General features: G+C 63.7%; 27 protein-coding genes. 18 read left to right on the forward strand and 9 right to left on the reverse strand.

What is annotated here, in order from left to right:
* Window positions 1-15: 15 nt before the first annotated feature.
* The 14 genes from ACYG9V_RS28795 (at window position 16) to ACYG9V_RS28860 (ending at window position 14,926) form a co-directional block, all read left to right on the forward strand.
* On the forward strand, window positions 16-1,362 hold the full coding sequence (locus ACYG9V_RS28795; protein WP_352762475.1) for a MotB family protein: 1,347 nt from the start codon (window positions 16-18) through the stop codon (window positions 1,360-1,362).
* Window positions 1,359-2,789: a chemotaxis protein MotC gene (locus ACYG9V_RS28800; protein WP_352762476.1), complete on the forward strand. Its 1,431-nt coding sequence runs from the start codon at window positions 1,359-1,361 to the stop codon at window positions 2,787-2,789. The genes ACYG9V_RS28795 and ACYG9V_RS28800 overlap by 4 nt, the downstream gene beginning before the upstream one ends.
* On the forward strand, window positions 2,786-4,171 hold the full coding sequence (gene fliK, locus ACYG9V_RS28805) for a flagellar hook-length control protein FliK (protein WP_460222053.1): 1,386 nt from the start codon (window positions 2,786-2,788) through the stop codon (window positions 4,169-4,171). The genes ACYG9V_RS28800 and fliK overlap by 4 nt, the downstream gene beginning before the upstream one ends.
* Complete coding sequence (locus tag ACYG9V_RS28810; RefSeq protein ID WP_460222079.1) at window positions 4,104-4,691, forward strand: transglycosylase SLT domain-containing protein; 588 nt, start codon at window positions 4,104-4,106, stop codon at window positions 4,689-4,691. The genes fliK and ACYG9V_RS28810 overlap by 68 nt, the downstream gene beginning before the upstream one ends.
* A 220-nt stretch (window positions 4,692-4,911) precedes the next feature.
* On the forward strand, window positions 4,912-5,580 hold the full coding sequence (locus tag ACYG9V_RS28815) for a response regulator transcription factor (protein ID WP_023683295.1): 669 nt from the start codon (window positions 4,912-4,914) through the stop codon (window positions 5,578-5,580).
* A gap of 91 nt (window positions 5,581-5,671) precedes the next feature.
* The gene (locus ACYG9V_RS28820) at window positions 5,672-6,925 is read left to right on the forward strand and encodes a flagellar hook protein FlgE (protein ID WP_023671890.1); all 1,254 of its coding nucleotides are present in this window, start codon (window positions 5,672-5,674) and stop codon (window positions 6,923-6,925) included.
* A 176-nt stretch (window positions 6,926-7,101) separates the two neighbouring features.
* Window positions 7,102-8,556 carry a flagellar hook-associated protein FlgK gene (gene flgK, locus ACYG9V_RS28825; protein ID WP_023701067.1) on the forward strand — a complete coding sequence of 485 codons (1,455 nt, stop codon included), beginning with the start codon at window positions 7,102-7,104 and terminating at the stop codon, window positions 8,554-8,556.
* Between the two features lie 3 nt (window positions 8,557-8,559).
* On the forward strand, window positions 8,560-9,603 hold the full coding sequence (locus tag ACYG9V_RS28830; RefSeq protein ID WP_023683291.1) for a flagellar hook-associated family protein: 1,044 nt from the start codon (window positions 8,560-8,562) through the stop codon (window positions 9,601-9,603).
* Window positions 9,604-9,633: 30 nt separating this feature from the next.
* Window positions 9,634-9,981, forward strand: a complete 348-nt coding sequence (gene flaF / locus ACYG9V_RS28835) for a flagellar biosynthesis regulator FlaF (RefSeq protein ID WP_023671893.1) — start codon at window positions 9,634-9,636, stop codon at window positions 9,979-9,981.
* On the forward strand, window positions 9,978-10,421 hold the full coding sequence (gene flbT / locus ACYG9V_RS28840) for a flagellar biosynthesis repressor FlbT (protein WP_023683290.1): 444 nt from the start codon (window positions 9,978-9,980) through the stop codon (window positions 10,419-10,421). Before flaF ends, flbT begins: the two co-directional genes overlap by 4 nt.
* On the forward strand, window positions 10,421-10,828 hold the full coding sequence (gene flgD, locus ACYG9V_RS28845) for a flagellar hook assembly protein FlgD (RefSeq protein ID WP_023683289.1): 408 nt from the start codon (window positions 10,421-10,423) through the stop codon (window positions 10,826-10,828). The genes flbT and flgD overlap by 1 nt, the downstream gene beginning before the upstream one ends.
* Window positions 10,829-10,852: 24 nt before the next feature.
* A complete protein-coding gene (fliQ, locus tag ACYG9V_RS28850) occupies window positions 10,853-11,119 on the forward strand; it encodes a flagellar biosynthesis protein FliQ (protein ID WP_023671896.1) in 267 nt (88 codons plus the stop codon).
* Between the two features lie 71 nt (window positions 11,120-11,190).
* Window positions 11,191-13,059 carry an asparagine synthase (glutamine-hydrolyzing) gene (asnB, locus tag ACYG9V_RS28855; RefSeq protein ID WP_352762482.1) on the forward strand — a complete coding sequence of 623 codons (1,869 nt, stop codon included), beginning with the start codon at window positions 11,191-11,193 and terminating at the stop codon, window positions 13,057-13,059.
* Window positions 13,060-13,282: 223 nt separating this feature from the next.
* On the forward strand, window positions 13,283-14,926 hold the full coding sequence (locus ACYG9V_RS28860; RefSeq protein WP_352762484.1) for an MFS transporter: 1,644 nt from the start codon (window positions 13,283-13,285) through the stop codon (window positions 14,924-14,926).
* 23 nt (window positions 14,927-14,949) lie between these two features.
* Here the strand turns inward: ACYG9V_RS28860 and ACYG9V_RS28865 are convergent, their stop codons facing one another.
* The 8 genes from ACYG9V_RS28865 to ACYG9V_RS28900 form a co-directional block, all read right to left on the reverse strand.
* On the reverse strand, window positions 14,950-15,318 hold the full coding sequence (locus ACYG9V_RS28865) for a cupin domain-containing protein (RefSeq protein ID WP_352510402.1): 369 nt from the start codon (window positions 15,316-15,318) through the stop codon (window positions 14,950-14,952).
* A gap of 58 nt (window positions 15,319-15,376) precedes the next feature.
* Window positions 15,377-16,762 (reverse strand): NAD(P)/FAD-dependent oxidoreductase, encoded by a 1,386-nt coding sequence (locus ACYG9V_RS28870; RefSeq protein ID WP_352762485.1) that lies wholly within the window; start codon window positions 16,760-16,762, stop codon window positions 15,377-15,379.
* 65 nt (window positions 16,763-16,827) lie between these two features.
* A complete protein-coding gene (locus ACYG9V_RS28875; RefSeq protein ID WP_023683285.1) occupies window positions 16,828-17,943 on the reverse strand; it encodes an ABC transporter ATP-binding protein in 1,116 nt (371 codons plus the stop codon).
* On the reverse strand, window positions 17,940-18,737 hold the full coding sequence (locus ACYG9V_RS28880; protein WP_023683284.1) for an ABC transporter permease: 798 nt from the start codon (window positions 18,735-18,737) through the stop codon (window positions 17,940-17,942). The genes ACYG9V_RS28875 and ACYG9V_RS28880 overlap by 4 nt, the downstream gene beginning before the upstream one ends.
* Window positions 18,737-19,609, reverse strand: a complete 873-nt coding sequence (locus ACYG9V_RS28885; RefSeq protein WP_023728388.1) for an ABC transporter permease — start codon at window positions 19,607-19,609, stop codon at window positions 18,737-18,739. Before ACYG9V_RS28885 ends, ACYG9V_RS28880 begins: the two co-directional genes overlap by 1 nt.
* A 22-nt stretch (window positions 19,610-19,631) precedes the next feature.
* Window positions 19,632-20,708: an extracellular solute-binding protein gene (locus ACYG9V_RS28890; RefSeq protein WP_460222054.1), complete on the reverse strand. Its 1,077-nt coding sequence runs from the start codon at window positions 20,706-20,708 to the stop codon at window positions 19,632-19,634.
* Between the two features lie 37 nt (window positions 20,709-20,745).
* The gene (locus ACYG9V_RS28895) at window positions 20,746-21,399 is read right to left on the reverse strand and encodes a helix-turn-helix domain-containing protein (RefSeq protein ID WP_027049833.1); all 654 of its coding nucleotides are present in this window, start codon (window positions 21,397-21,399) and stop codon (window positions 20,746-20,748) included.
* 90 nt (window positions 21,400-21,489) lie between these two features.
* Window positions 21,490-21,759, reverse strand: coding sequence for a hypothetical protein (locus ACYG9V_RS28900; protein WP_023740977.1), 270 nt, complete (start codon window positions 21,757-21,759; stop codon window positions 21,490-21,492).
* 170 nt (window positions 21,760-21,929) lie between these two features.
* On the opposite strand from ACYG9V_RS28900, the gene ACYG9V_RS28905 reads away from it, so the two are divergent.
* Complete coding sequence (locus ACYG9V_RS28905; protein WP_155921527.1) at window positions 21,930-22,244, forward strand: hypothetical protein; 315 nt, start codon at window positions 21,930-21,932, stop codon at window positions 22,242-22,244.
* A 39-nt stretch (window positions 22,245-22,283) separates the two neighbouring features.
* Here the strand turns inward: ACYG9V_RS28905 and ACYG9V_RS28910 are convergent, their stop codons facing one another.
* Window positions 22,284-22,583, reverse strand: a complete 300-nt coding sequence (locus ACYG9V_RS28910; RefSeq protein ID WP_023691739.1) for a putative quinol monooxygenase — start codon at window positions 22,581-22,583, stop codon at window positions 22,284-22,286.
* A 123-nt stretch (window positions 22,584-22,706) separates the two neighbouring features.
* Between ACYG9V_RS28910 and flhA the strand changes: the two genes are divergently transcribed.
* Genes flhA through ACYG9V_RS28925 form a run of 3 tightly spaced genes read left to right on the forward strand, consistent with a single transcriptional unit; the run spans window position 22,707 to window position 25,928 of the window.
* Window positions 22,707-24,794, forward strand: coding sequence for a flagellar biosynthesis protein FlhA (gene flhA, locus ACYG9V_RS28915; protein ID WP_023671908.1), 2,088 nt, complete (start codon window positions 22,707-22,709; stop codon window positions 24,792-24,794).
* Window positions 24,791-25,543 carry a flagellar biosynthetic protein FliR gene (gene fliR / locus ACYG9V_RS28920; protein WP_023686374.1) on the forward strand — a complete coding sequence of 251 codons (753 nt, stop codon included), beginning with the start codon at window positions 24,791-24,793 and terminating at the stop codon, window positions 25,541-25,543. The genes flhA and fliR overlap by 4 nt, the downstream gene beginning before the upstream one ends.
* A gap of 1 nt (window position 25,544) precedes the next feature.
* On the forward strand, window positions 25,545-25,928 hold the full coding sequence (locus ACYG9V_RS28925; RefSeq protein ID WP_023740974.1) for a hypothetical protein: 384 nt from the start codon (window positions 25,545-25,547) through the stop codon (window positions 25,926-25,928).
* The last annotated feature ends 225 nt before the right edge of the window (window positions 25,929-26,153 follow it).

Raw genomic sequence — 26,153 nt, forward strand, 5'->3', positions numbered from 1 at the left:
GAACGAGTGGACGTCATGAGCGTTGCCGACGCCGCTGAGCCCAGGCACGAGATCATCATCGTGCGGCGCAATCACGACGACCACGACGACGCCCACCATGGCGGCGTCTGGAAGATTGCTTTTGCCGATTTCATGACTGCCATGATGTGCTTCTTCCTCGTCATGTGGCTGATCAACGCCGCCAACGAGCAGACCAAGGCCGCCGTTGCCAGCTATTTCAACCCGGTCAAGCTGGTCGATCGCAACGCCAGCCGCAAGGGCCTTGAAGACCTCGGCGATGGTCCGAGCAAGGTCGGGCTGACGGCCGACGACCCGCGGGACAAGACCAGCAAGGCCGGACAGGACGGCATCGGCGGCGCCGGTACTTCCGACAAGAAGCAATCGAAGGAATCGGCGCCGAAGACCGATCTTTCCGACGAGCATCTGTTTGCCGATCCCTATGCGGTGCTGTCGGAAATCGCCACCGACACCGGCGTCATGCAAAATGTCAGCGAGAAGGGCGATGGCGGCGCGCAGGCGTCCGGCCCGGCTACCGGCGCATCCGGCGGCCAATCCTACCGCGACCCGTTCGCGCCGGATTTCTGGTCGCAGCAGGTGGCTGCACCAGGCGCCGAAGCCACCGCCGAACGCACCAAGATCGAAGGCGATCCGCTGAAGCCGGGTGCCAAGGCGGCACAGACGCAAGTGGCGGAAGTGAAGGCCGTGCCGGCCGCGCCGCCAGTGACCGCGGCGCCGCTCGAGCCGCTGGCGAAATCCGTTTCCGATAAGCCACTGACCAAGGCTGAAGCCAAAGCAGAGGCCAAGGCTGAAGCAGCGAAGGCCCAGATTGCAAAGGCCGAAGCCGCCGAAGCACAACCCGCACCCAAACCCGAAGCCGCGGAAAAGGCGCCGACGGCCGCCACTGTTAAAGCCGCGGCGCAGGTCAAGCAGGAACTGGCCGAGGCCTTCAAGCCAGGCGACAAATTGCACGATGGCGTCTCCGTCGAAGCCACCGACAAGGGTGTCGTCATTTCGATCACGGACCAGTTCGATTTCGGCATGTTCGAGATCGGATCGGCGGTGCCTAGGCGTGAACTGGTGCTGGCGATGGAAAAGATCGGCCGCATCGTCAACGAGCAGAAAGGCACGATCAGCATCAACGGCCACACCGACGCGCGGCCGTTCCGCAGCGACACTTACGACAATTGGCGGCTGTCCACGGCGCGCGCCCATTCCGCCTACTACATGCTGGTGCGCGGCGGCGTCGACGAGCGCCGCATCACCGAGGTCGCCGGCTTCGCCGACCGGGAGCCGAAAATCTCGGCCGACCCGATGGCTGCAGCGAACCGCCGCATCGAAATCCTGATGGCGACAGACGGATGAGGCGCGCCGCCATCATCGGCCGCGCCGTCGGGCTGCTACTGCTGAGCGCTGTCCATCCGCCATCGGCCTTCGCCGAGGACGGCTTGCAGCCCTATCAGCTGGTGCGCTCGCTGCAGCTTGTGCAGGACCGCATCGCCGCCGGCGATCACGCCGCGCTGCCGATGCAGGCCAAGCTGCTCGAAATGGCCGACACAAGGCTGCGCGCGGCGGACGCAGATGATTTCCGCGACCTGAAGAATTTTCGCGCCTTGCTGGTCTATGGCATGAGTGGCGGCAACCCCGTCACCGTCGAGGCGGCGGTGTCGCGCGCCAAGGCCGACCCGCAAAGCCTGGCCATCGCCAAGGGCATTGTCGATTATCTGAACGGCCGGCCGGCGGCTGCGATCGAGGCGCTGAAGCCGATCGATCCGATGACCCTGCCCCCCGATCTCGGTGCCTTTCTGGCGCTGGTCAAGGGCTCGCTTCTCGCCACCGAGCAACCGGTCAGCGCGCTTGCGCTGCTCGACGATGCTCGCCTGCTCAGCCCAGGCACGCTGGTCGAGGAAGCAGCGCTGCGCCGTTCGGTCGGCATCGCCGCCGCGCAAGGCGACGGTGCGCGTTTCGCGCTTGCCTCAACCCAATATGTCGAAGACTACCTCTATTCGCCCTATGCCAGCCAGTTCGCCGACGCCTTCGTCTCCGGCGTCATTACGCTGCACATGGCAATCAGCCAGGACAAGCTCGCCGACATCACCGCAATGATGGATCCAGAACGCGAGAAGGTGATCTATCTGCGCATCGCCCGCCGCGCCGCGATCGACGGCTTTGCCGATCTCTCCGCCTTTGCCTCGGCCAGGGCTGAACGGGGCCGCGACGGCATCCACAATCAGGACGATCCGCGCGCCCAGCTCTATTCCAGCCTGTCCACGGTAACGTCCGGCACCATCGGCGAGGTCCGCGCCAAGCTGGACAAGATCGATCGCAACCAGCTTTCGCAAAGCGACCGCGACCTGCTCGATGCCGCGAAGGCCGTGGCCGGTGAAGTCATCGCCCCGCCGGCGCCGTTGCCTGCCGAAAAGCCCGCACCTGCCGCGGCCAGGCAGGAGCCGGTCAAGACCGCGGCAGTGGAAAGACCCGACGAGCCAGAGCTGCCGCCGGTCGAAGGCGCGATGCCGGAACAGCCAGCCGCCACAACGTCGAGTGAACAGCCCGCAACCGACCAACCGAAGGCGGCAAGTGAGCCGGCCGCGCAGGCACCGAGCACGCCAGAGGCAAAGGCGGCGGAAACGCCTGCAGTCGCCTCGGCCAGCGATGCGGCTCCGGTCGTGCCGGCATCGGCGCCGGCCCCCGCCGCCGTAGAGCCAGCCGATCCCACCGACGCCGCCATGGCGAGGACGCGTCGCCAGCTCGATTTGATCGACCAGATGCTTGGAGCAGCCCCGAAATGACCACCAATGTTGGCCAGGCCCTGCCGGCTCCCGCGCACGCCGGATCGAAGCAGTCGGCCTCAAACGCCAAGGGCGGCGACAAAAGCTTCGGCGACATGGTGCGCGGCGACGACGATGCGCCGACACCGATAGGCCAGGGAGCAATTGAGGCCGCGTCGCACGAGCCGCATTGGGCCAAACGCAGCCCTGCCGGTCCCGGCAAAAGCGAAATCCCACACACCCAGTCTGGCAAAACGGGGACGAAATCCGCTGCCGGCAAGGCCGCAAAAGAACATGCCGATAGTGGCCCGGACAAACCATCCAAGGACGCTGAGGTGGCCGGACGAGACGCGGATGCAGGATCGCTGCAGGATCATTTGCCACTGGTGCTGGCGTTGCACGATATCAGGCATTTCTCAACGGTCCGGACAAGCGGGAACGGCATCGCGACGAATGGACAGACTGGGCAACCGGCGCCCGCTGGCGAGGCCATTTCTGCACAGACGTCGCCTCTGAAGAGACACCGCGCAGCTTCCGGCATTGACAACAAACTCGACACGACGACGCGATCGGAACGGGCCAAGCCCGGTACCAGCGTTTCCGCACAGGATCAGGCGCAAAAGCTGCCCGCGATCGGGCTCCAGTCCGGCAAACTGCCGCACCAGGATGGTCCGACGCCTCCTCTACCGGCGGACCAGACGGCAAGCGACGTTTCGGCACCCGAGGCAAAACGGTCCGCGCCGTCGGCGAAGTCCGTCGATGGAGCCCATTCCGCGGCATCGTCCACACAGGGAAAACAGCCGCCATTCGCTGCGCGCGTCGACATTGTCGCCGAACAGAGCTTCCCCGCGCCGGCGCATAGTCCGATAAACCAAACGACTTCGGCGCTTATCGACGCGCTGGCTTCGGATAACGGCCTGCGGCAAGCGGTTTCGACGCCGTCGACGACCGCCCAGACGGCCGGTTCTGTTGCCGTTCCGACACATATATTGAAGATCGAGCTTCACCCGGCAGAGCTCGGCATGGTCACCGCCAGTCTGAGGCTTTCCGGAGAACAACTTTCGATAGAATTGAAGCCCGAAACCCATGAGGCTTACCGCCGTCTCGCCACCGATAGCGACGCCATCGTGAAGTCGTTGCGCGGGCTCGGCTTCGATGTCGACAAGGTCACCATCCTGCAACCTTCGATAGCAGTCCACGCAGGGGTTCGCAGCGATGCAGCGAACTCGCAGCCAATGCCGCAAGGCCGCGACCAGTCCGCTTTTCAGCCCGGAAACTCGAGCGGCAACAATACGGGTTCGGGCGGCCACCAGTCGGGAAGAAACCGCAATGACGATGCCCAGGAATTCGGCCGCGCTGGCGCGCCTGCTCGCGAGCGTGCTGGCGACGATATGTTTATCTAGCCTCGCCACCAAGCCGGCCACCGCCGCCACCAACCCTTGCGAGCCCGAGATTTTGCGTGCCGCCGACCGCTATGGCGTGCCCGCCGGCATCCTCTATGCGGTCGGGCTGACCGAGACCGGCAGGAAGGGTAGCTTGCAACCTAACGCATTGAATATAGAGGGAAAAGCGGTATTTCCAAGGAGCCGCACTGAGGCCCTGGCCGCCTTCGAAGCAGCCCGACGTGAGGGCAAGACGCTGATCGACCTCGGCTGCATGCAGATCAACCATCACTATCACGCCGCGCATTTCCGCAGCGTCGACGACATGCTCGACCCGCGCCAGAATGTCGACTATGCCGCACGCTTCCTGGCCAGCCTGCATGCGCGTCATGTCAGTTGGTCGATGGCCGTCGCCCGCTACCACGCCGGCCCCGACAATGATCCCGCGCAGAAATTCTATGTCTGCCGCGTCATCGCCAATATGGTCGCCGCCGGCTTCGGCAAATGGACCCCGAACGCCCGCAACTTTTGCAACCCTTAGGTGAATCATCTCTTGCGAACGGCTGCAAATCCACGCCCGGCGGGTGACGTGCCACGTCACCCGTTCGGCAACCAACGATACAACCTCCTGATTGCGGTTATTTCGAAACTCGAAATAACTCCCAAGAAAATAGCTACAAGAAATGATGGTTGTTCAGGATTCCCGGCACCGGTTACGGCTCTTCCCACGGGGCAGATGATCTGATTCGGAGGCGGGGCCGATGATTGTAATCGTTGACGAGCGTGAGCTCGTAACTGAAGGCTATAATTCACTTTTCGATCGTGAGGGCGTCGCCTGTGCAGGCTTCGCGTCCGGTGAATTCGGCGAGTGGGTGACATCGGCCGCCGACACGGATTTGCGATCGGTCCGAGCCTTCCTCATCGGCGACTGCCGCGAAGGCGCCATCTCGCCACGCCAGATCCGCGACCGCACCGGCGCTCCGGTCATTGCGCTGAGCGAACAGCACTCGCTTGAAAATACGCTGCGGCTGTTCGAGAGCGGTGTCGACGACGTCATCCGAAAGCCGGTCCATATCCGGGAGATCCTGGCCCGCATCACCGCCATCCGCCGCCGCGCCCATGAGGACGTCAGCTATACCGAGATCGGCGCCATGCGCATCTTCATGGACGGCCGCGATCCCGAGATCGATGGCCAGCCGCTGCCTCTGCCGCGTCGCGAGCGCCGCATCCTCGAATATCTGGCGAGCAACCGCGGACGCCGCGTCACCAAGACCCAGGTCTTCAACGCCATCTACGGCATCTTCGACGAAGAGGTCGAGGAGAACGTGGTCGAGAGCCACATCTCCAAATTGCGCAAGAAGCTGCGCGAAAAGCTCGGCCAGGACCCGATAGATTCCAAGCGCTTCCTTGGCTACCGGCTGGTGTTCTGATGGCGGTCTGCGCCAGCCTCGCGCAAGACAGAAATTATATCCTCGCGACCACAGATGGGCCCAACGATGTTGGGCATTGAGGAGACGTTCGATGAGCCTTTACGGAATGATGCGGACCGGCGTTTCCGGCATGAACGCGCAGGCCAACCGCCTTTCGGCGACAGCCGACAACATCGCCAATTCCGACACCACCGGCTACAAGCGATCCTCGGCCGAGTTTTCGACGCTGATCATGCCGCAGGTCGGCGGCGCCTATAATTCCGGCGGCGTCAACACCACCATCCGCTCGGCCATCAGCGCCCAGGGCGTGCTGCAGTACACGACCTCGGTTTCCGACCTTGCGGTCAACGGCAACGGTTTCTTCGTCGTCCAGGACCCCAGCGGAACGCCTTTCCTCACCCGCGCCGGCGCATTCGTTCCCGACGCTCAGGGCAGGCTGGTCAACGCCGCCGGCTACCAGCTGATGGCATACAGCTACGCCAACGGCACGCCGGCAGCCACCGCCAACGGCTTCGAAGGGCTGGTTCCGGTCCAGATCTCCGACCAGGAAATGACGGCGACGCCCAGCACCACAGGCAATTTCAACGCCAATCTGCCGGCTGGCGCCACGCCGCCCGCCGGTCCGCTGCCTTCCACCAACAGCCCGACCGCCGAATACACGTCGAAGTCCTCGATGGTCACCTACGACAATCTCGGCAACAAGAAGCTGCTCGACGTCTATTTCACCAACACCGGCACCGGCGCCTGGTCGGTCTCTGTGTTCGACCAGTCCCAGGCGACGCCGGGCACATCCTTCCCCTATACGGGCGGCGCGCTGGCCACGGCCAACCTGACCTTCGACACCACCACCGGCAAGCTAACCGGCGCGGTCGACAGCATAACGATCCCCGTACCGGGCGGTGCGTCGCTCGACCTCGATTTGTCCAAGCTGACTCAGCTCGGCACCGGCTTCACGGTCTCCGAAGCCAAGGTCAACGGCAACGCGCCCAGCACGATCGAAAAGATCCAGATCGGCGAGGACGGAGTCATTTACGCCCAGTATCAGGACGGCTCGACCAAGCCGCTGTTCAAGATCCCGCTGGCTGACGTCCAGAGCGCCGACAACCTCACCGCACTGCCTGGCAATGTCTATGCGCAGTCCACCGACTCCGGCACCGTGCGCATCGGCTTCGCCAACGAAGGCAAGCTCGGCAGCATCATCTCCGGCGCGTTGGAAAATTCCAACGTCGATATCGCCGAGGAATTGACCAACATGATCGCGGCGCAGCGCAGCTACACCGCTAACTCGAAAGTGTTCCAGACCGGTTCCGACCTCATGGATGTCCTTGTCAACCTGAAGAGATAAACGACGGGCGCCAGGGGAATGAACCCAAACCAGAGCAGCGCGGTGCGCGGATTTCGAATTCAAGGCCACACCGGCAAACCGGCCGGGGTGGTCTGGAATTGCAGGTTTCCGAACGCCGACGCCGCCGACAGGGCAGAGACGTCATCCCCTCCCCACTGGCCTCGTGAAAGACCCGCATGTCGCTGACTTCCGCATTGACCATAGCCCAACAGTCGCTTCAGACCACATCGAAGCAGACCAGCGTCCTTTCCCGCAATATTGCCGACGCCAGCAACCCCGACTATGCCCGCCGCACGGCGGTCGTCGTCAGCAGCGCGCCCGGCGCCCGCTCGGTCGAGATCCAGCGCGCCACCAACGCCCTGCTGTTTCGCCAGAACCTTAGCGCGCAATCGGCATGGAGCGGCCAGAGCACGCTTTACAGCGGAATTGACCGCCTCGCCGTTGCCGTCAACGGCGTCGACAACGCCTCCTCTGCCTCGACCGCGATCGGCAAGCTGCAGAACGCGCTGCAGCTTTACGCCGCTACGCCATCCAACCAGAACCTCGGCTCCAGCGTCATCGACGCGGCCCAGCAGGTGGTGCGCGCTCTGAACGACGGCACCAACGCGATCCAGGATTTCCGCACCCAGGCCGATGGCGAGATATCAACGGCGGTTAACGATCTCAACTCGCTGCTTAGTCAGTTCCAGGACGCCAACAAGGCGGTCATCTCCGCAACCCGTTCGGGTACCGACGCATCCGACGCGCTCGACCAGCGCGACGCTTTGCTGAAGAAGATCGCGGACTATGTGCCGGTGTCAACCTTCACGCGGGGCGACAACGACATGGTCATCACCACCAAGGATGGCACGACACTGTTCGAGACCATTCCGCGCTCGGTAAGTTTCACCCCGTCGGCGGGCTACACGGCCGGCACACCAGGCAACACCATCTACATCGACAATGTGCCGGTCAGCGCCGGGGCTGGCGGCAACACCAGCGCCGACGGCAAGCTCGCCGGGCTCATTACCTTGCGCGACGGCGTCGCGGCGACGATGCAGAGCCAGCTCGACGAAGTGGCGCGCGGCCTCATCACCGCCTTTGCCGAAACAGCACCTTCGCAGCCCGACCGAACCGGCCTGTTCACCTGGTCGGGTGCGCCCGCCATTCCGGCCGCCGGCACGCTGATCGACGGGCTTGCCGGCTCGATCAAGGTCAACGCCGCAATGGACCCGAGCGTCGGCGGCAATCCGGTGCTGCTGCGCGACGGCGGCGCCAATGGTGCGGCGTATATCGCCAACACCGCCGGCAACGCCTCCTATTCGCAGCTCTTGATCGGCTATGGCGACAAGCTCGACAAGCCGATGCCTTTCGACGCTGCGGCCGGCATCACCGTGACGTCCAGCGTCTCCGACTACGCCGCCAATGCCATTGGCTGGTTCGAAGGCCAGCGCCAGCAGGCCTCGAGCAATGCAGACGCCAAGGAAGCGCTGGCATCGCGCACCGCCGAGGCGCTGTCCAACGACACCGGCGTCAATGTCGACCAGGAGATGTCGCTGCTGCTCGACCTCGAACACACCTATCAGGCCTCGGCGCGCATGATGAAAACCGTCGACGACATGCTGTCGGCCCTGCTCGATGCCGTGGGATAAGCCATGAAAGCCACATCCGTCTCCTCAGCCGCTCTCTCCAACGCCGCGCGCTATCAGCAGATGCGCATGCAGGGCGAACTGGTCAAAGCCACTAAGGAATCGACGACCGGCACCGTCGCCGATGTCGGTCTGGCGCTCGGCGCGCGCACCTCGCAGGCGGTCACCTTCTCGCGCGACCTCGACCGGTTGAACGTCATCATCGATTCCAATTCGCTGGTCACCGCTCGGCTGTCCTCGACGCAGGCTGCGCTTGGCCAGCTTTCCGACACTGCGCAGAATTTGCTGACCGCACTGACCGCCGCCGGCAATTCCTCGAGCACCATCACGCAGCAAGCCGGCAAGGCCGCCGTGCAGCAGATGACCTCTATCCTCAATGCCAGCGTCAACGGCGAATATCTGTTTGCCGGCACCAACACCGACGTCAAGCCGATCGACGATTTCACCGCCGCCGGCTCGCCGGCCAAGGCGGCGTTCGACGCTTCCTTCTCGTCGTATTTCGGCTTCACGCAGACCGATCCGCTCGCCGCCAACATCACCGCCGCCCAGATGGACGGCTTCATCACCAGCAATGTCGTGCCGCAGTTCATGGGCGCCGGCTGGCAGGCCAACTGGTCGAACGCCACCGACCAGCAGATCGTCAGCCGCATTTCGCTGGGCGAAACCACCCAGACCTCGGCCAGCGCCAATGAAGACAGCATCCGCAAGCTCGCCATGGCTTCCGCCCTGGTCACCGGCCTGCTCTCCGGCAACATCAGCCAGGCGGCGAAGACCACCGTCGTCGGTCGCGCCCAGGCGATGGTCGGCGAGGCGCTGGGCGGACTCGGCCAGTTGCAGGCCGAGACCGGCCTTGCCGAGAAGCGTGTTTCCGACGCGAGCGACCGCATGAAGACGCAGGTCGACCTGTTCGAGCGCCATATCCTCGATCTGGAGGGCGTCGATCCGGCCGAGGCCGCCACCCGCGTCGCGGATCTGACGCAGCATATCGAGACGTCCTTCGCGCTGACCGCGCGCCTGCAGCAGATGAGCCTGCTGAACTACCTGACCTGACAATCTCAACCGCAACGGTAGAGCCAAACGATGTACCAATTCTCCTACGCCGACATCCAGACCGACTCCGTTGCCGATGCGAAAGATCGCGAGCGGCAGCTTTTGACCCGCTCGATCGAAATGCTGGCGGCGGCGGCGGCGGTCGGCCACACCTCGATGGAGGCAGTCGAAGCGCTGCACTTCACCAACCGGGTCTGGACCACCTTCGTCGAGGATCTCGGTTCCAGCGACAATGTCCTGCCCAAGGAACTGCGCGCCAACCTCATCTCCATCGGCCTGTGGCTGCTGCGCGAGGCCGAGGACATCCGCCAGGGCCGCACCGACAATTTCGAAGGGCTGATCGAAGTGTCCCAGATCATCCGGGACGGCATTCAATGACCAACACGCTGAAGATATCGCTGAAGCCGAACGAGAAGATCTACATCAACGGCGCCGTCATCCGCGTCGACCGCAAGGTCACCGTCGAGCTGATGAACGACGTACAGTTCCTGCTCGAGAACCATGTCATCCAGGCCGACGATGCCTCGACGCCGCTCAAGCAGCTCTATTTCATCCTGCAGGTGATGCTGATGAACCCGGCCGGCGCCATCGAGGCGCGCGCCATGTTCCGCCGCTCGCTGCCCTTGCTTTTGGCAAGCTTCGAGGATGAGCAGATCAGTGGCGCGCTGAAGCAGATCGACCGCATGGTCGGCGAAGACCATATCTATGAAGCGCTGAAGGCTATCCGCGCGCTTTATCCGCTCGAACGCCGCGCACTTGGCGGCAATGACGATGTTCAGGGTGCGAAGCGCCCGCTGGCCGTGGGAGCACAATACTGATGAATGTGGACATGACGACGACGATCCCCACGGGCGCCAACCAGGGTACCCAGCAGACGTCGAAGACAGCGGTCGACTACCAGTCGTTCCTGAAGCTGTTGATCGCCGAGATGAAGAACCAGGATCCGACGAAACCGATGGATTCGACGCAGTACGTCGCCCAACTCGCCACCTTCTCGCAGGTCGAGCAATCGGTGCAGACCAACACCAAGCTCGACCAGATCATGCAGTCGTCGGCGCTGTCGCAGGCCGATGCCCTGATCGGCCGTTCGATCACCTCGGCCGACGGCAAGACGACCGGCGTCGTGGCCTCGGTCAGGCTTGCAAGCAACGGCGTGATCGCCGTGCTGCAGAACGGCACCGAAGTGCCGGTCGGCGCGGGCGTTTCGATAAAGCCGGCCAGCTAGACAGTTCCATAGAGGCGCGCTCACATGAACGAGGCCGACGCCCTAGACATCGTCCAGTATGCGGTGTGGACGGTGCTCGTCGCGTCCGCGCCGGTGGTGCTGGTTGCCATGGTGGTCGGCATCGGCATCGCGCTGATCCAGGCCCTGACCCAGATCCAGGAAATCACCCTGACCTTCGTACCCAAGATCGTAGCCATCATGCTGGTCGTGGCGCTGACCGGTCCGTTCATCGGCAGCCAGATATCGGCCTTCACCAACGTCATCTTCGAACGCATCGAAAACGGGTTCTAGGCAGCGCTTGCAGGCGGCTGTGTTCCGGCTAGATTGCAGGCCATGACTCAGGCAGAACTCACCGGCAGGCCATGTGCGGAATAGCCGGCGTCTGGCGCAAACGAAACCCGATCGACGCCAACGACCTGTCGGATGTCGCCAGCATGATGCAGGCGCTGGTACATCGCGGCCCCGACGATCATGACAGCTGGCACAACAATCGGCTGGCGCTCGGTCACCGCCGGCTTACCATCATCGATCCCTCGCCCGCCGCCCGTGAGCCGATGCTGACGTCTTCCGGCGATGGCGTTCTCGTCTACAATGGCGAGGTCTACAATTACCGCTCGCTGCGCGAAACGCTGCAGGCGCAAGGCGTCGTCTTTCGAACCATCTGCGATGCCGAAGTGGTTCTCGAAGCCTTGCATCACTGGGGTCCCGAAAAAGCCGTGCCGCTGTTCGACGGGATGTTTTCCTTCGCCTATTTCGACGCTCGCAGCAGTGCGCTGTGGCTTGCGCGTGACCGTCTTGGAATCAAGCCGATGTCGGTGGCCGACACGCCGGAGCGAATCCTGTTCGCCTCGGAGGACAAGGCGATCCTCGCCTGCGACGGTTTTCCGCGCGACATCGACAGCCGCGAGATCACCTTGCGGCTTGCCTGGCAGAGCCGCGATTCCAGCTACAGCCTGTTCGACCGCATCGAGCGCCTGCCGCCCGCCGGCCTGTGGAAGATCACCGATGGCGTTATCGAGAAGCGCCGCTTCTGGCATGTGCTGGACGTGCTGGAGACCGCGCGCATTACCGGCGATGCATCCGCTGATGCTGAACACATGGCGACGCTCGAGGCGTTGCTCAAGGACAGCGTCGGACTTCACTGCATCGCCGATACCAGCGTTGCCACCGCCTGCAGCAGCGGTGTCGATTCCGGCCTGATAACGGCGCTGGCAAAGCGGTTCAGGCCGGAAGTCCACGGTTATGTCGTCGACCCGCAGCTCGGCTACAGCGAGGCCGAAGACGCCGAACGCACCGGCCGCCATGTCGGCGTGCCCTTGCGCCGGGTGCCGGTCGACAGGAACCGGTTTTTCGAACTTTGGCCAAGGGTAATCTGGCATCTTGAAAGCGATGGCTGGCACGCCAGCCATGTCGCACTGCTGGCGCTTGCCGAACGATGCCGGGCCGATGGCGTCAAGGTGCTGCTCACCGGCGAAGGCGCAGACGAATTGTTTGGCGGCTACCCCTTGCAGGCCTTGAGCATGAAGAAGTGGCGTTCCTGGTCGTGGCCCCGGCGCCTGGTCCATTCGAAGCGCTCGCTCGACCGGAGATTCGAGCAACAGCGTCATGCCCCCTACAAGGTCTCGGCTGGAAGCCACTCACAAATGGATCGCAGCATGGTCCTGCGTGCTTTGTCGCCGGAGCTGAATTTCCTGCAAACCGAGATCTTCGACCGCCTGGAGCCGGTTATGCCGCCCGCGGATCGCGCCTTTCTCGGTAGTTGCCTCTACGACCTCTATTCGCATCTGCAGGACATACTGCACCGGCACGACCGGCTGAGCATGGCGGCGTCCGTGGAACTGCGGGTCCCGTTCCTGGAAAACCGCCTGATCGACTTCGCCATCCATTTGCCGAGGCGGCAGAAATACCGCGACAAAACAGGAAAATGGCTTTTGCGAAAGGTCGCTGAAAAGCATATTCCGCGCCAGAACGTCCAGGCGCGCAAGATCGGCTTCGAGATGTCGTCGCAATTTTCGGCCGGCACGGAGACTTTGCTACGCGGCGGTTTCCTGCGCGATGCCTTGAAATGGCCCGCCGCGAATTTGGAGGACATGGTCCAGTTGGCGCGGCGCGAGCAACCGTCCAGGCTGCGGCTTGTCGGCATGGAGCTTTTCCTGCGCCTTCACGCCGGCGGCGAGACGACAGGCACGCTGACCGAAGCCTTGCATACCGCTGCCCGGGACAGAAGCTGACTTCGCGCGCGGCCGACAGCCCCGAGCAGTGGACCAATGAGAACATCGCTCTGGGTAGCGAACCCTTCCCGGCTGACGTATTTTCGCCTTGCTATCCTGTTGTTGGACCATGATCTTTTTCGAAGACGCGTTCGCCCTTTTGGATGTCGTGCTCTATTTCAAACGGATGCCATGATTGTCGTCCCGGCGGACGAAACCAGCACGTTAAGGTGGGACAGGTCTGATGATCGATGACGAGCCGGACAGCGAACGCGTTTCGGCGCTGGCGCCGTTCCGGCACGGCATCTTCCGCGCCGTCTGGTCGGCCAGCCTGGTGTCGAATTTCGGTGGCCTGATCCAGGGCGTCGGCGCCGCCTGGATGATGACCACCATCGCCACGTCGCCCTATCAGGTGGCGCTGGTCCAGGCCTCGGCCACTCTGCCGATCATGCTGTTTGCACTCGTCGCCGGCGCCATCGCCGACAGCTTCAACCGGCGCAAGGTGATGCTGATCGCCCAAATCTTCATGCTGGTCGTCTCTGCACTTCTAACGCTGTTCACCTGGAACGGCTGGATGACACCGTGGACGCTGCTTGCCTTCACCTTCCTGATCGACAGCGGCACGGCGCTCAACAACCCGTCCTGGCAGGCATCGGTCGGCGACATGGTGCCACGCAACAAGCTGCCGGCGGCGGTTGCGCTGAATTCGCTGGGCTTCAACCTGACGCGCAGCGTCGGCCCGGCGATCGGCGGCATCATCGTTGCCGCCGCTGGTGCGGCTGCTGCCTTCGCCGCCAATGCGCTGAGCTATATAGGTCTCATCATCGTGCTCTTCCGCTGGAAGCCGGAACTGCCGGTTTCGACGCTGCCGCGCGAGACGCTGGGCGCCGCCATGGGCGCCGGCCTGCGCTATGTCGCCATGTCGCCCAACATCGGCAAGGTGCTGGTCAGGGGCTCCGCCTTCGGCTTCAGTGCCGGCGCGGTTTTGGCGCTGCTGCCGCTGGTGGCGCGCGACGTCGTCAAGGGCGATGCCTTGACCTACGGCATCATGCTAGGCGCCTTCGGCATCGGCGCCGTCGGCGGCGCGCTGATCAGCGTGCGTCTCAGACAATTGCTGTCCAGCGAGACGATGGTGCGCATGGCCTTCGCCGGCTTTGCCGTCTGCGCCTTCAACGCCGCCATCAGCCACAATGCTTGGCAGACCGCGGCGGGTCTGCTCATCGGCGGCGCCTGCTGGGTGATCGCGCTGTCGCATTTCAACGTCACGGTGCAGATGTCGACGCCGCGCTGGGTCGTCGGCCGGGTGCTGTCGGTCTACCAGACGGCGACCTTCGGCGGCATTGCGCTGGGCAGCTGGATCTGGGGCGTCGTTGCCGATGCGCATGGCGCCGAAACCGCGCTGATTGCGGCGGCCATCGCGATGCTTGTTGGCGGCGCCATCGGCCTTTTCCTGCCGCTGCCGCAGCAGACGACTCTCAACCTCGACCCGCTCAACCGCTTCAAGGAGCCGCATCTCGGCCTCGACCTGAAGCCGCGCAGCGGCCCCATCGCCATCATGATAGAGTACATTATCCGCGACGAAGATGTACCCGAATTCCTCGCCACCATGGCCGAGCGCGGGCGCATCCGCCGCCGCGACGGCGCCCGCAACTGGACGCTGGCTCGGGACCTAGAAAATCCCGCAGTCTGGATCGAACACTACCACACGCCGACCTGGCTGGAATACATCCGCCACAACCGGCGCGCCACCCATGCCGACGCCGTCGTCGGCGAGCGGGTGCGGGCGCTGCACAGCGGCGACGAACCGCCGCGCGTGCGCCGCCTGATCGAGCGCCCGACGACCGCCGGCACCGCGCTGGTCTCGCCGAAGGGGCCGATCGATCACTGAGCTCGCCATAGCCGTAGCGCCGGTCAGCCGGCGCTCTGGATCATGTAGAGCTTGCGCGTGGTCTCGCGTATCAGCCACTCGCCCTTCCAGCCCTGCGGCAGGACGAGGAGATCGCCCGGACCGAGTTCCCGCACCTCGCCACCGATGCGGCTCAGTTCCACGCGCCCCGAAATGATGTGGCAGATCTCCGACGAGTCCGAACGATCGGCGGTGAAGCGGCCGGGCGTGCATTCCCAGATGCCGACATCGACAGTCCCGTCCGGCGATTGAAAGAACGAGCGCACGGCCTCGACCTGATCCCCTTCAATCGAGGTTGGCTTAGGAGAGAACGCGCCGATCTCGGCCTTGGCGAGATCGTGGAAGGTCGAAAGATCGATCAAGTCTAGCTCCATGGATAAGAGAAATTCCAGGAAAGGGGTCTGCCCCGGAATTGCGTGAGAACAAATGGCTTTAGTGGCCGGTGATGCTGTCGGCCAACGCGGCCAGCTTCGAGGTGTGCGCAAGGCCTGCCGCCTCACGGCCATCGGCAATGCGATAAAGCTGGTACATCGAATGCACGCCCAGCCAGCGGAAGGGCTCCGGTTCCCATGGCCTGACCTTGCGGTTGACCCAGGGCAGCTTCGTCAGCTCGGTGTTTGCCCCGAGAACAAGGTCAGCCAGCGTGCGCCCCGAAAGGTTGGAGCTGGACACGCCGAGGCCGACATAGCCGCCGGCCCAGCCGATGCGGGTCGCGGGGTCGAGGCCGACAGTCGTGCACCAGTCGCGTGGCACGCCGAGCACGCCGCACCAGGCATGGTCGATGCGGCATCCTTTGGTCTGCGGCAAAAGCGTCGTCAGGATCGTGTGCAGCTGGTCGATCGTGGCCTGCTGCGTCTGGCCGTTGACGTCGGTGCGCGAGCCGTAGCGATAAGGCACGCCGCGTCCGCCCATCGTGATGCGTCCCTCACGCGTGCGCTGGGCATAGCAATAGGCATGCGCCGCATTGCCGAGCAGTTCGTGCCCTTCCCAACCGATGTCGCGCCACAGGTCGGGCGGCAGCGGCTCAGTCACGATCTGCGCGCTGTTGAGCGCCAGCCAGGTCCGCTCCTCGCCGGGGATGCCTGACGTAAAACCCTCGGTCGCGCGGATGATCGTCTCCGCCTGCACCGTACCGCGGTCTGTCGTCACGCTGCCCTTGGCGATGCTTGTCACCGTCGTCTTCTCATAGATCGGCACGCCCAGCCGCTCGACGGCATCGGCAAGCCCGCGCACCAGCTTGGCCGGCTGCACCCGCGCCTGGCCATGGACGACGAAGCCGCCCATGACGTTACGGATGTTGATGCGCGTGCGCGTTGAGGCGGCGTCCAGCATCTCGACGCGGTTCGGGTCGACATCCCAGGAACGGATCGTCTCGCATTCTTCGCGCACGCGCTCCAACTGCGCTGCGTTGGTGGCCACCGTCAGATTGTCGACGCGGCGAATGTCGGCGTCGATGCCTTCCTCGGTCGCGACCCGGATCACTTCATCAACGCAGCCTGCCATCGCCGCCTGCATCGCCATCACGCCTTGGCGGCTCGATGTCTTGAGATATTTTTCGCGCGACCAGCTGAAGCCGCCCGACAGCCAGCCGCCATTGCGCCCCGAAGCGCCGAAGCCGGCAAATTCGCGCTCGACGATCACGACGCGCAGCGATGGCTTCGCCTTTTTCAGATAGTAGGCGGTCCACAGGCCGGTATAGCCGGCGCCGACAATGGCGACATCGGCCTCGATGTTTCCAGGCAAGGACGGGCGCGGAACGGGAACCGCCCCCAGATCCGCATACCAGAACGATATGTCGCCGTTGCGCTTGGCTTGCATGGAATGACTTTCAGATGAGATCAGGCCAGATGAGATCAGGCCAGATGGGATCAGGCCAGATGGAATCAGGTGAGTGTGGTGTCGGCGCTTGCGTCGTCCGCCAGCAGCTTGGCGTCGCTGCCGTCGAAGCAGAGCTCGACCTTGTCGCCGAGGCCAAAACTCTCGCCGGTCAGCGGTGAGCGCACGATCGCGGCCGAGCCGTCGGCGAGCTTAACTTCGTATTTCGATTCCGAGCCGAGATAGATGGCTTCCGCGATCGTCCCCGACAGGCGGTTGGCGCCATTGGCAGCACTTTGGCCGGCTCTTCGGATCGCGAGCTTTTCGGGACGCAGCAGCATCACCGGGCTGGCTTCTCCCGACAGCTTACGCGGTACCGTCACCGTCTCGCCGGCGATGCTCAGCGCGGTGCTGTTGCCATCGCTGCGCGCCTCGCCGCGCAGCACGGTGGAATCGCCGATGAAGCGGCCGACGAACAGCGTTGCCGGCTCGTCATAGAGCTGGCGGCCGGTGCCGACCTGCTCGATGTGCCCGCGGTTAAACACGGCGACGCGGTCGGACAGCACCAGCGCCTCTTCCTGGTCGTGCGTGACATAGACGAAGGTGGTGCCGAGCTCGCGGTGGATGCGCTTGATCTCGAGCTGCAGCCATTCGCGCAGCTTCTTGTCGAGCGCGCCGAGCGGCTCGTCCATCAGGAGCAGCGGCGGGTCGAAGACGATGGCGCGCGCCAGCGCCACGCGCTGCTGCTGGCCGCCCGACAATTCGCTGGGATAGCGATGCGCGAAATCGCCCATCTTGACCATGTCGAGCGCCCTTGCCACGCGTGTCTGCCGCGTCGCCTGGTCGACGCCGCGCAGCGTCAGCGGATAGGCGACGTTGCGGCCGACGCTCATATGCGGGAACAGCGCGTAATGCTGGAAGACGACGCCGATGTTGCGCTTGTGCGCCGGCACGCCGACGACGCTTTTTTCCCCGACCAGAAGCTTGCCGCTGGTGACATCGGTGAAACCGGCAATCACGTTGAGCGTCGTCGTCTTGCCCGAGCCGCTGGGGCCGAGCAGCGTCATGAACTCGCCGGGCTCGATGCGCAGCGACACGCCGTCCAGCGCCTTGAAGCCGCCATAGGCCTTGCTGATCGCTTCGAGATCGATCGCCGCGCCCTTGCTTGTCGGCTTCGGATTCATTGGCGTCCTTTCCGCTCGCGGCCAAGAAGGAGCATGCCGCCGCCGATCAGGATCGTGGTCGCGAAAAGCAGGATCGTGCCGACAGCCGCCACCGTCGGATCTGCGTCGCGCGTGATCGAGGCAAAAATCTGCACCGGCAATGTCTTGAGATAGGGGTTGGTGATGAACAGCGACACGACAATCTCGTCGAACGAGGTGGCGAAAGCGAACAGCAGGCCGGAGAGCACGCCCGGCGCGATCAGCGGCAGCGTCACCGTGCGAAACGTGGTCAGTGCGCCGGCGCCCAGGCTGGCTGCGGCTGTCTCCAGCCGGCGGTCGAACACTTCGAGACTGGCCGAGACCGCGATCAGCACGAAGGGCAGCGCAAGGATGGTGTGGGCCAGCACGAAGCCGAGCAGCGTCCCGACGAGCTGCGTGTCGAGATAGACGGCATAGATGCCGATCGCCAGCACCACGCCCGGCACCACCATCGGCGTCAGCATCAGCATACGCAAAAGGTTCGCCGGCCGCGCCTTCATGCGGTCGAGGCCGAAGGCGGCAAGCGTGCCGAGCACCGTTGCCACGACGGCAACGATGGAGGCGACTTTCAGCGAGTTCAGGAAGCTGTTCGACCAGTCCGGATTGGTGGCGAAATTCTGGTACCACTGCCAGGAAAAGCCTTGCGGCGGAAACGCCAGCGATTTGTTTTCGTTGAACGACATCGGCACCACGACCAGCGTCGGCGCCACCAGCCATATCGCCACCAGCAGGCAGACGAGCCCGAGAAGAACGCGGGTGAGCGGCTTCATCTCCATTAGCGCCGCCCCGCTTCCCGATGCCTGGACCGCATCACGGGTGCTGCCAGCGCCAGCAGCACGAAGGTGGTGACCAGCAGAACGACGCCCATGGCGCCGCCCCTGCCCCATTGCAGCAGGCTCAGCACCTGCGTCTGCACCAGCGTCGACAGCATGGTCGAGCGCGGGCCGCCGAGCAAAGCAGGCGTGATGTAGAAGCCGAGCGACAGGATGAAGACGATGATCGCGCCGGCATAGACGCCGGGCAGCGACAGCGGCAGATAGACGGTGAAGAACGCGCGCGACGGCCGCGCACCGAGGCTTTGCGCCGCACGCATCAGCCTGAGGTCGATGCCTTGCATCACGGAATAGAGCGGCAGGATCATGAACGGCAACAGCACCTGCGCCATGCCGATGACCACGCCGGTCTGGGTGCGGATCAGCTTGACGCCGCCGAACCCGACCGAGCGCAGCAACGAATTGATGACGCCCGAATCCTGCAGCAGGATCACCCATGACAGCGTTCGCACCACACCACTCACCCAGAACGGGATCAGCACGCAAAGCACAAGCACCAGCCGGACGCGCGGCCCGACCGCGGTCATCAGATAGGCATAGGGATAGGCCGCGATGACGCAGACCAGCGTCACCCAGGCCGAAATGACGAAAGTCCGCTGCAGCACTGTCAGGTTGACCGGCGCGCCGAAGAACCAGGCATAGTTCTGCAGCCCCCACTCAGGTTCCGACAGGCTGCGCAGCACGATGGTGAGCAGCGGATACCCGATCACCGCGACGAGCAGGATGAGCGCCGGCGCCGTGAGCGCGAACGGCCGCCATGCCCGACCCGGCCGCGCATGGGCGGCGGGTTGGGCGATGGGTTCGGACGCGCTCACGGCCTGGCTCTCACTTGGCTGTTCAGTTGCCTGCCATCAGCGCCGACCACTTCTCCTGCGCCACCGGGAAGTTCTCGACCCAGAACTTGATGTTCTGCTTGTAACCCTGCTTCTGGCGCTCGGGCGTGTTGGTCAGGAAGGCGGCGACCGACGCATCGACCTTGGGCTGCGCGTCATTGTTGATCGGCGTATAGGAGGTCTGCTGCGCCAGGATCTCCTGCGCCCCCTTGCCGAGATAGGCATTGAGCAGCGCATAAGCCGCATCCGTATCCTTGACGCCGACCGGAATGGTCATCTGGTCCATCACCACCAGCCAGTCCTGCCAGGCCGGCGCATATTTGGCGCCGTTCTTCACCGCCGTCATGGCACGTCCGGTCCACATCATCAGCATGTCGGCTTCGCCAAATTCGGCAAGCTGCTGCGACTCAGCGCCGGTCTTCCAATAGATCGTGTCGGGACCGAGCTTGCGGATGACATCGATGGCCTTGTCGATGTCGGCCGCCGTCATCGCCTTCGGGTCGCCGCCAGACGCCTTCAACGCCTGCTCCAGCAGGCCGCCCGTCGGGTCGCCCGAACCGTCGAGCGCGCGCGTGCCGGGGAATTTTGCCGTGTCGAAGAAATCGGCCCAGTTCTTGGGCGGGTTATCCCCATACTTCTCCTTGTTGTACATCAGCACGACGCCGTAGTTCATGGCCGGCACCGAGCATTCGCCGACCTGGCCCTCGGGCACCTTGGAGACGTCAAGCTTGCTGAAATCAAGCTTCTGGAACAGCTTGCCGCAATAGACGTAAGGCGGCAGGTCGGCGGTGTCGACGACGTCCCAGGTGACGTTGCCGGATTCGACCTGCGCCTGCAGCTTGGCGATCTCTGTCGGCCCGTCATTGAGCAGCGTGGCGCCGGACTTTTCGACGAACTCCTTGAGCGCGGCGGCCTGGCCGTCCTGGTAGATGCCGCCATAGGAGACGAGCGTCAGCGTCTTGCCCTTGAGCGAGCCTTCCTTGACCTCACCCGCGACAGGCTTTTCCTGCGCGAACGCTGCGGTTGCCAGAACGCCGAGCGCCAGCACGGCGCCAAGGCCAAGATGTCTTGTTTTCAGCATGATTATTGTTCTCCCATTTGACCCGCATGGATTGAACCTACCTGGCTGCGAGCGGTTTCCAGGCCCTGTATTGATCGAGTTCGGCGCGCACCGAAGTCGGTGGCGCAATGATCCACATCACCTCGGCTCGGCCACTGCCGATGTTCTCTGAGCGATGTGCTGTCGATGTCGCGTATTCGATGCTGTCGCCCTCTTCCAGCACATGCCTGACATCGCCGAGCGAAACCTCGACGATGCCGCGCAGCACGACGAGCATCTCGTGCGCGTCGCCATGGGTGTAGAGCGCTGGGCCGGTCGAGCCGCCGATTTCGAACTCGCCGACATAGACTTCCATGTCGCTTAAAGGGGGACGCGAGAGCAGCATCTTGCGGCAGCCGTCGCTGGGCGGCAGGCTCGGCCGCTCGCTGCGCAGCAAGACCCCGCGCTGCCCGGCGGCACTATCCTCGAACAGCATCGCCACGCTCACCCCAAGCGCCGAGGCCATCTGGTTGAGCGAGGCGGTGCTGGCGCCGGTCAGGCCGCGCTCGAGCTGGCTGATGAAGCTGGCGCTGGTCCCGGTCAGCTCGGCGAGTTCGCGCAGCGAAAGCCGCCGGCCGAGACGCAGGCTCTTCAGCCGCTGGCCCAGCATCTGATGGGCATGCGTCGCCGTCGAGGCGACGCCATTCTTGACCGGAGCCTGGTCGGTGCTCATCCCGTCTTTTTCTCCCACTGAACAATTTGTACAGTGACACTGTACACGTGGCAAGCGCCGAGTAGGGACATTTAAGATGCCGGCCGAGGCCTAGTCTTCGCCCGACAGGTCGCGCCGCGCCTTGTCGAGTTCCTCGGCGTAGCGCCGTATCAGATGGCCCTCGGTCAAAAGCCCGACAACGGCCCGGTTGTCGAAATTCTCGACCACCGCCAGTTCCTCCGCGACGGCGCGCTGGATGGTTTCGGCGGTGGACTGGACGTTCATGGTCGGCACCAGCACCGCATGCCGGAATTTGGCCGGCGCCAGCACCGGCGTCTCACCATCGAACGGATCGCTGTGCAGTTCGGCGACGATCAGCACGCCGACATAATGCCGGCTGCTTGCGGCGCCATTCTGGCGCTGAGGCGCAGTCAGGCTTGCCGCCCCGCTTCAATTCCCCGCGAGCGTGTCGAGGTATATGAGCGATCGCTTACGCAATCGACGCAGCTGTGTTATTTTTGGCCGTCTCCATTTCCCTCAAGGAGGAGAAGATGAGTGCGCGGGGATTTTTTTCATTAGCTGTTGGCATGATTTTTTTGAGCTCGTCTGCGGTGAGCAATTCAAGCATGGATATGCCGGTTAGGTCTGTTGTGTCACACCCGATGTCTCTTTTTTTGGCGGGAGGCAATCCGGAAAACCAAAGCCGGCCGGCAAAGGAATTTATCCAGACTGCACAACAAGATGTTTGCTGTCCTGGCGGCTACCCTTGGTATCGCAATTCGACGAACACCTGCTACGGCAGCTATGAAGACTGCCACGATACCGATGGCGGCGGATGGTCCTGCAGACAGGTCAACGCCTGCTAGACTTTCTTGGGCCTACGCCTTCTTGACTGTGCCCGGTCCTCAGATCGGCTTCGGCTCGCCGGCCTCGTAGAGCATGAGGTTGCGCTCGCCTATGCCGAGCGATGCCCAGCTCGCCCGCCAATCGGCGATGTGAGGCGAGCGGAAATGCGCGTCGAGCGCGGCCCTGTCGCTCCACACCTCGATTACATGGATGAGCCCGGCGTCGAGCACGTCCTGCGCGTAGGAGTATTCGATGCAGCCGGGCTCCGCCCAGCTGCCCAGTATCATGCGCCGCATGGCCGGCCTTGCCTCGTCGAGCCGTTCCGCCGGCAAGCGAATGGTGCCGATGATCACCAGCATGATCTCTCTCCTCAAGGCCTCTGTCGTCCTGGCAACTAACCAGTCCTCCCACCCTCGCGCAAGCTTGACCGGTTAGGCTCGAAGGGCTGTCGCGTGCTCGGCAGGCTTGTGATTGGGGACGACATGGCAGTCAGCGAAAGCTTAGCGACAGGAACAGTGGCCAAGAACGGCCGCGATGTCTTCTTCGCCATCGGCATCGTCATCATCCTGGCCGTGCTGTTCCTCCCGATCCCGGCCTTCCTCATCGACATCGGCCTCGCCTTCTCGATCGCATTGTCGGTGCTGATCCTGATGGTGGCGCTGTGGATCCAGCGGCCGCTCGATTTCTCGTCCTTCCCGACCGTGCTGCTCATCGCCACCATGTTGCGGCTGTCGCTCAACATCGCCACGACGCGCATGATCCTGTCGCATGGCAATGAGGGCACGCACGCCGCCGGCTATGTCATCGCCGGCTTCTCCAAACTGGTGATGGCCAGCGATTTCGTCATCGGCCTGATCGTCTTCATGATCCTGATCGTAGTCAACTTCATCGTCATCACCAAGGGCGCCACCCGTATTGCCGAAGTCGGCGCCCGCTTTACCCTCGACGCTATCCCCGGCAAGCAGATGTCGATCGACGCCGACCTGTCCGCCGGCATGATCGACGACAAGACAGCGCAACTGCGCCGCAGAGAACTCGAGGAAGAATCGTCCTTCTTCGGCTCGATGGACGGCGCCTCGAAATTCGTGCGCGGCGATGCCATTGCCGGCCTCATCATCACCGCCATCAACATCGTCGGCGGCATCGCCATCGGCTACATCAGGCACGGCATGGGCATGGGCGAAGCCGCCGATGTCTTCATCAAGCTGTCGGTCGGCGACGGCCTGGTCACCCAGATCCCGGCGCTTATCGTTTCGCTCGCCGCCGGCCTGCTGGTGTCCAAGGGCGGCACGCGCGGCTCGACCAACCAGGCGGTGTTCGGCCAGCTCGGCGCGCATCCGCGCGCGCTCTATGTCGCGGCCTCGCTGCTCGTCCTGCTCGGCCTGATGCCCGGCCTGCCGTTCTTCCCGTTCTTCACGCTGGCTGCAGGCATGGCCGGTCTTGGCTACGTCATCCCGATGCGCGCCAACCGCGAGGCTGCCGCCGCCGAAGCGATCAAGGATCTGGAGAAGGCGAACAAAGTCGAGGAAGAGAAGAACTCGGTCAAGGCTTCGCTGACCACCGCCGAGATCGAGCTTCTGATCGGCAAGCAGCTGTCGACGCGGCTGCTGGTGTCGCATCAGGAACTGGTGTTCCGCATGGCCAAGATGCGCAAGAAATTTGCCACGCAATACGGCTTCGTCGTGCCGGAAGTGCGCGTCGCCGACGATTTCGGCATCCCGCCGAAAAGCTATCAGATCAAGGTCCACGGCACCGTCGTCGCGGAATACCAGATGCGCGTCGGCGAGATCATGGTGCTGCTGGGGAACCGGGATTTGCCCGACGTTCCCGGCGAGGAAATCCGCGAGCCGGCCTTCGGCATGCGCGCCTTCTCGGTGCTCGAAACCTTCGCCGAGGATCTGAAGCGCGAGAACTATACCTTTGCCGACAACATGTCGGTGCTGCTCACCCATTTGTCCGAGGTGATCCGCAACAACCTGCCGCAGCTTCTGTCCTACAAGGACATGAAGGCGCTGCTCGAGCGCCAGGATCCGGAATACCGCAAGCTCGCCGACGAGATCTGCACCTCGCACATCTCCTATCCCGGCCTGCAGGCGGTGCTGAAATTGCTGCTGGCCGAACGCGTATCGATCCGCAACCTGCATTTGATCATCGAGGCTATCGCCGAGATCGCGCCGCATGTGCGCCGCACCGAGCAGATCGTCGAGCATGTCCGCATCCGCATGGCCCAGCAGATCTGCGGCGATCTCTCCGAGGGCGGCATGCTCAAGGTGCTGCGCCTCGGCAACCGCTGGGACCTCGCCTTCCACCAGAGCCTCAAGCGCGACGCCAAGGGCGAGGTGCGCGAATTCGACATCGACCCGCGCCAGCTGGAGGAATTCGGCCAGGACGCGACCAAGGCGATCCGCAAGCATCTCGAGGCCGGCGAGCGTTTTGTCCTCGTCACCGCGCCCGATGCTCGCCCCTATGTGCGCATGATCATCGAGCGCCTGTTCACGACGCTTCCCGTTCTCTCCCATGTCGAAATCGCCAAGGGCGTCGAGATCAAGGTGCTCGGGACGATCTCGTGAACATACTGTCGCAAGGCGTCGTCATCGCCGCCTTCCTCGCCTTCTGTCGCATCGGCGCCTGCTTCATGCTGATGCCGGGCCTGTCCAGCGCCCGCGTGCCGATCCAGGTCCGGCTGTTCGCGTCGATCGCCGCCACCGGTGGCCTGCTCGCCTTCCTGTGGGACAAGATCTTTCCCTTCGTCGATGCGCGTCCGCAGGTGCTGGCGCCGATGATCATCTCCGAACTTTTGGTCGGCGGGCTGATCGGCGCGATGACGAGGCTCTACATGGAGGCGCTGCGCTTCATGGGTTCGGCCATCGCCATGCTGATCGGCTATGGTGGCACCGGCGGCCCCGCCATCGAGGAGCCGGAGCCGCAGGCGGCCCTCGCCGCCATCATCTCGTTTTCAGCGTTGCTGCTGCTCTTCGTCTTCGATTTCGACCACGAGATCATCCGCGCTCTGGTCGCCTCCTACACGGTGGCGCCGGTCAACGTCTTCTTCAACCCGCAGGCCGCACTGGTCGATCTCACCGACACGGTGTCGGACGCCTTTTTCCTGGTCATCCGGCTCGGCAGCCCGTTCATCGCCTATGCCATCCTGGTCAATTTGACCATCGGCTTCGTCAACAAGCTGACGCCGCAGATTCCGGTCTACTTCATCTCGCTGCCTTTCGTCATCGCCGGCGGCATGATCATCTTCTACTTCGCCATCGGCACCATGCTGTCGCTGTTCGTCGACGGCTTTGTCGATCTGACGCTGGCGAGGTGAGATGAGCACGCGCAAGGAACGGCTGAAGAAACTGGTCAAGGTGCAGGAGCAGCTGAAGGCCCTGCACGAGACGCGCCATGCGGCCTTCCTGGCGGCGGCCGCAACCGCCGAGACCGAAGCCAGGGAACTTGTCCAGCATTTCGACGCCGATCAGTCGCTGGCGGTGCTGTTCCCTGACCTCTACCATCGCCGCATCGCCAATGCGCTGGTCCGGCAGGAAGCGAGCTTGGAAAGCGCCAGGCAGGAGGTCACGCTCATCGCCACTGCGACGGCGCGCACCAACATGGTCGAGCGCGCCTACAAGGACGTGCGCCGACAGGACGAACGCGAACGCTCCGACCGCGACCGGCTCGATCTGATCGCGCAGAAGCGCGGGCAGGAATAATCGAAAGTTAAAGCCGCGTCACTTGCGGACGGCGTTCGGTTTCGTTCCGTGCGGCGGGCTGTATTGGGTGTACGGCGCCGTGTTCGGCCTCTGCGCCTACGCCACCTACGATCTGACCATGGCGACGCCGGCAGCGCCCACCGCAAACGACCAGATCGCATCGACCCAGCCGGACTTGCCGCTGCTGATAGCAATGGCCCAGCATCCGGCGAAGGATTTCAAACC

Source organism: Mesorhizobium sp. W016, from assembly GCF_054719485.1.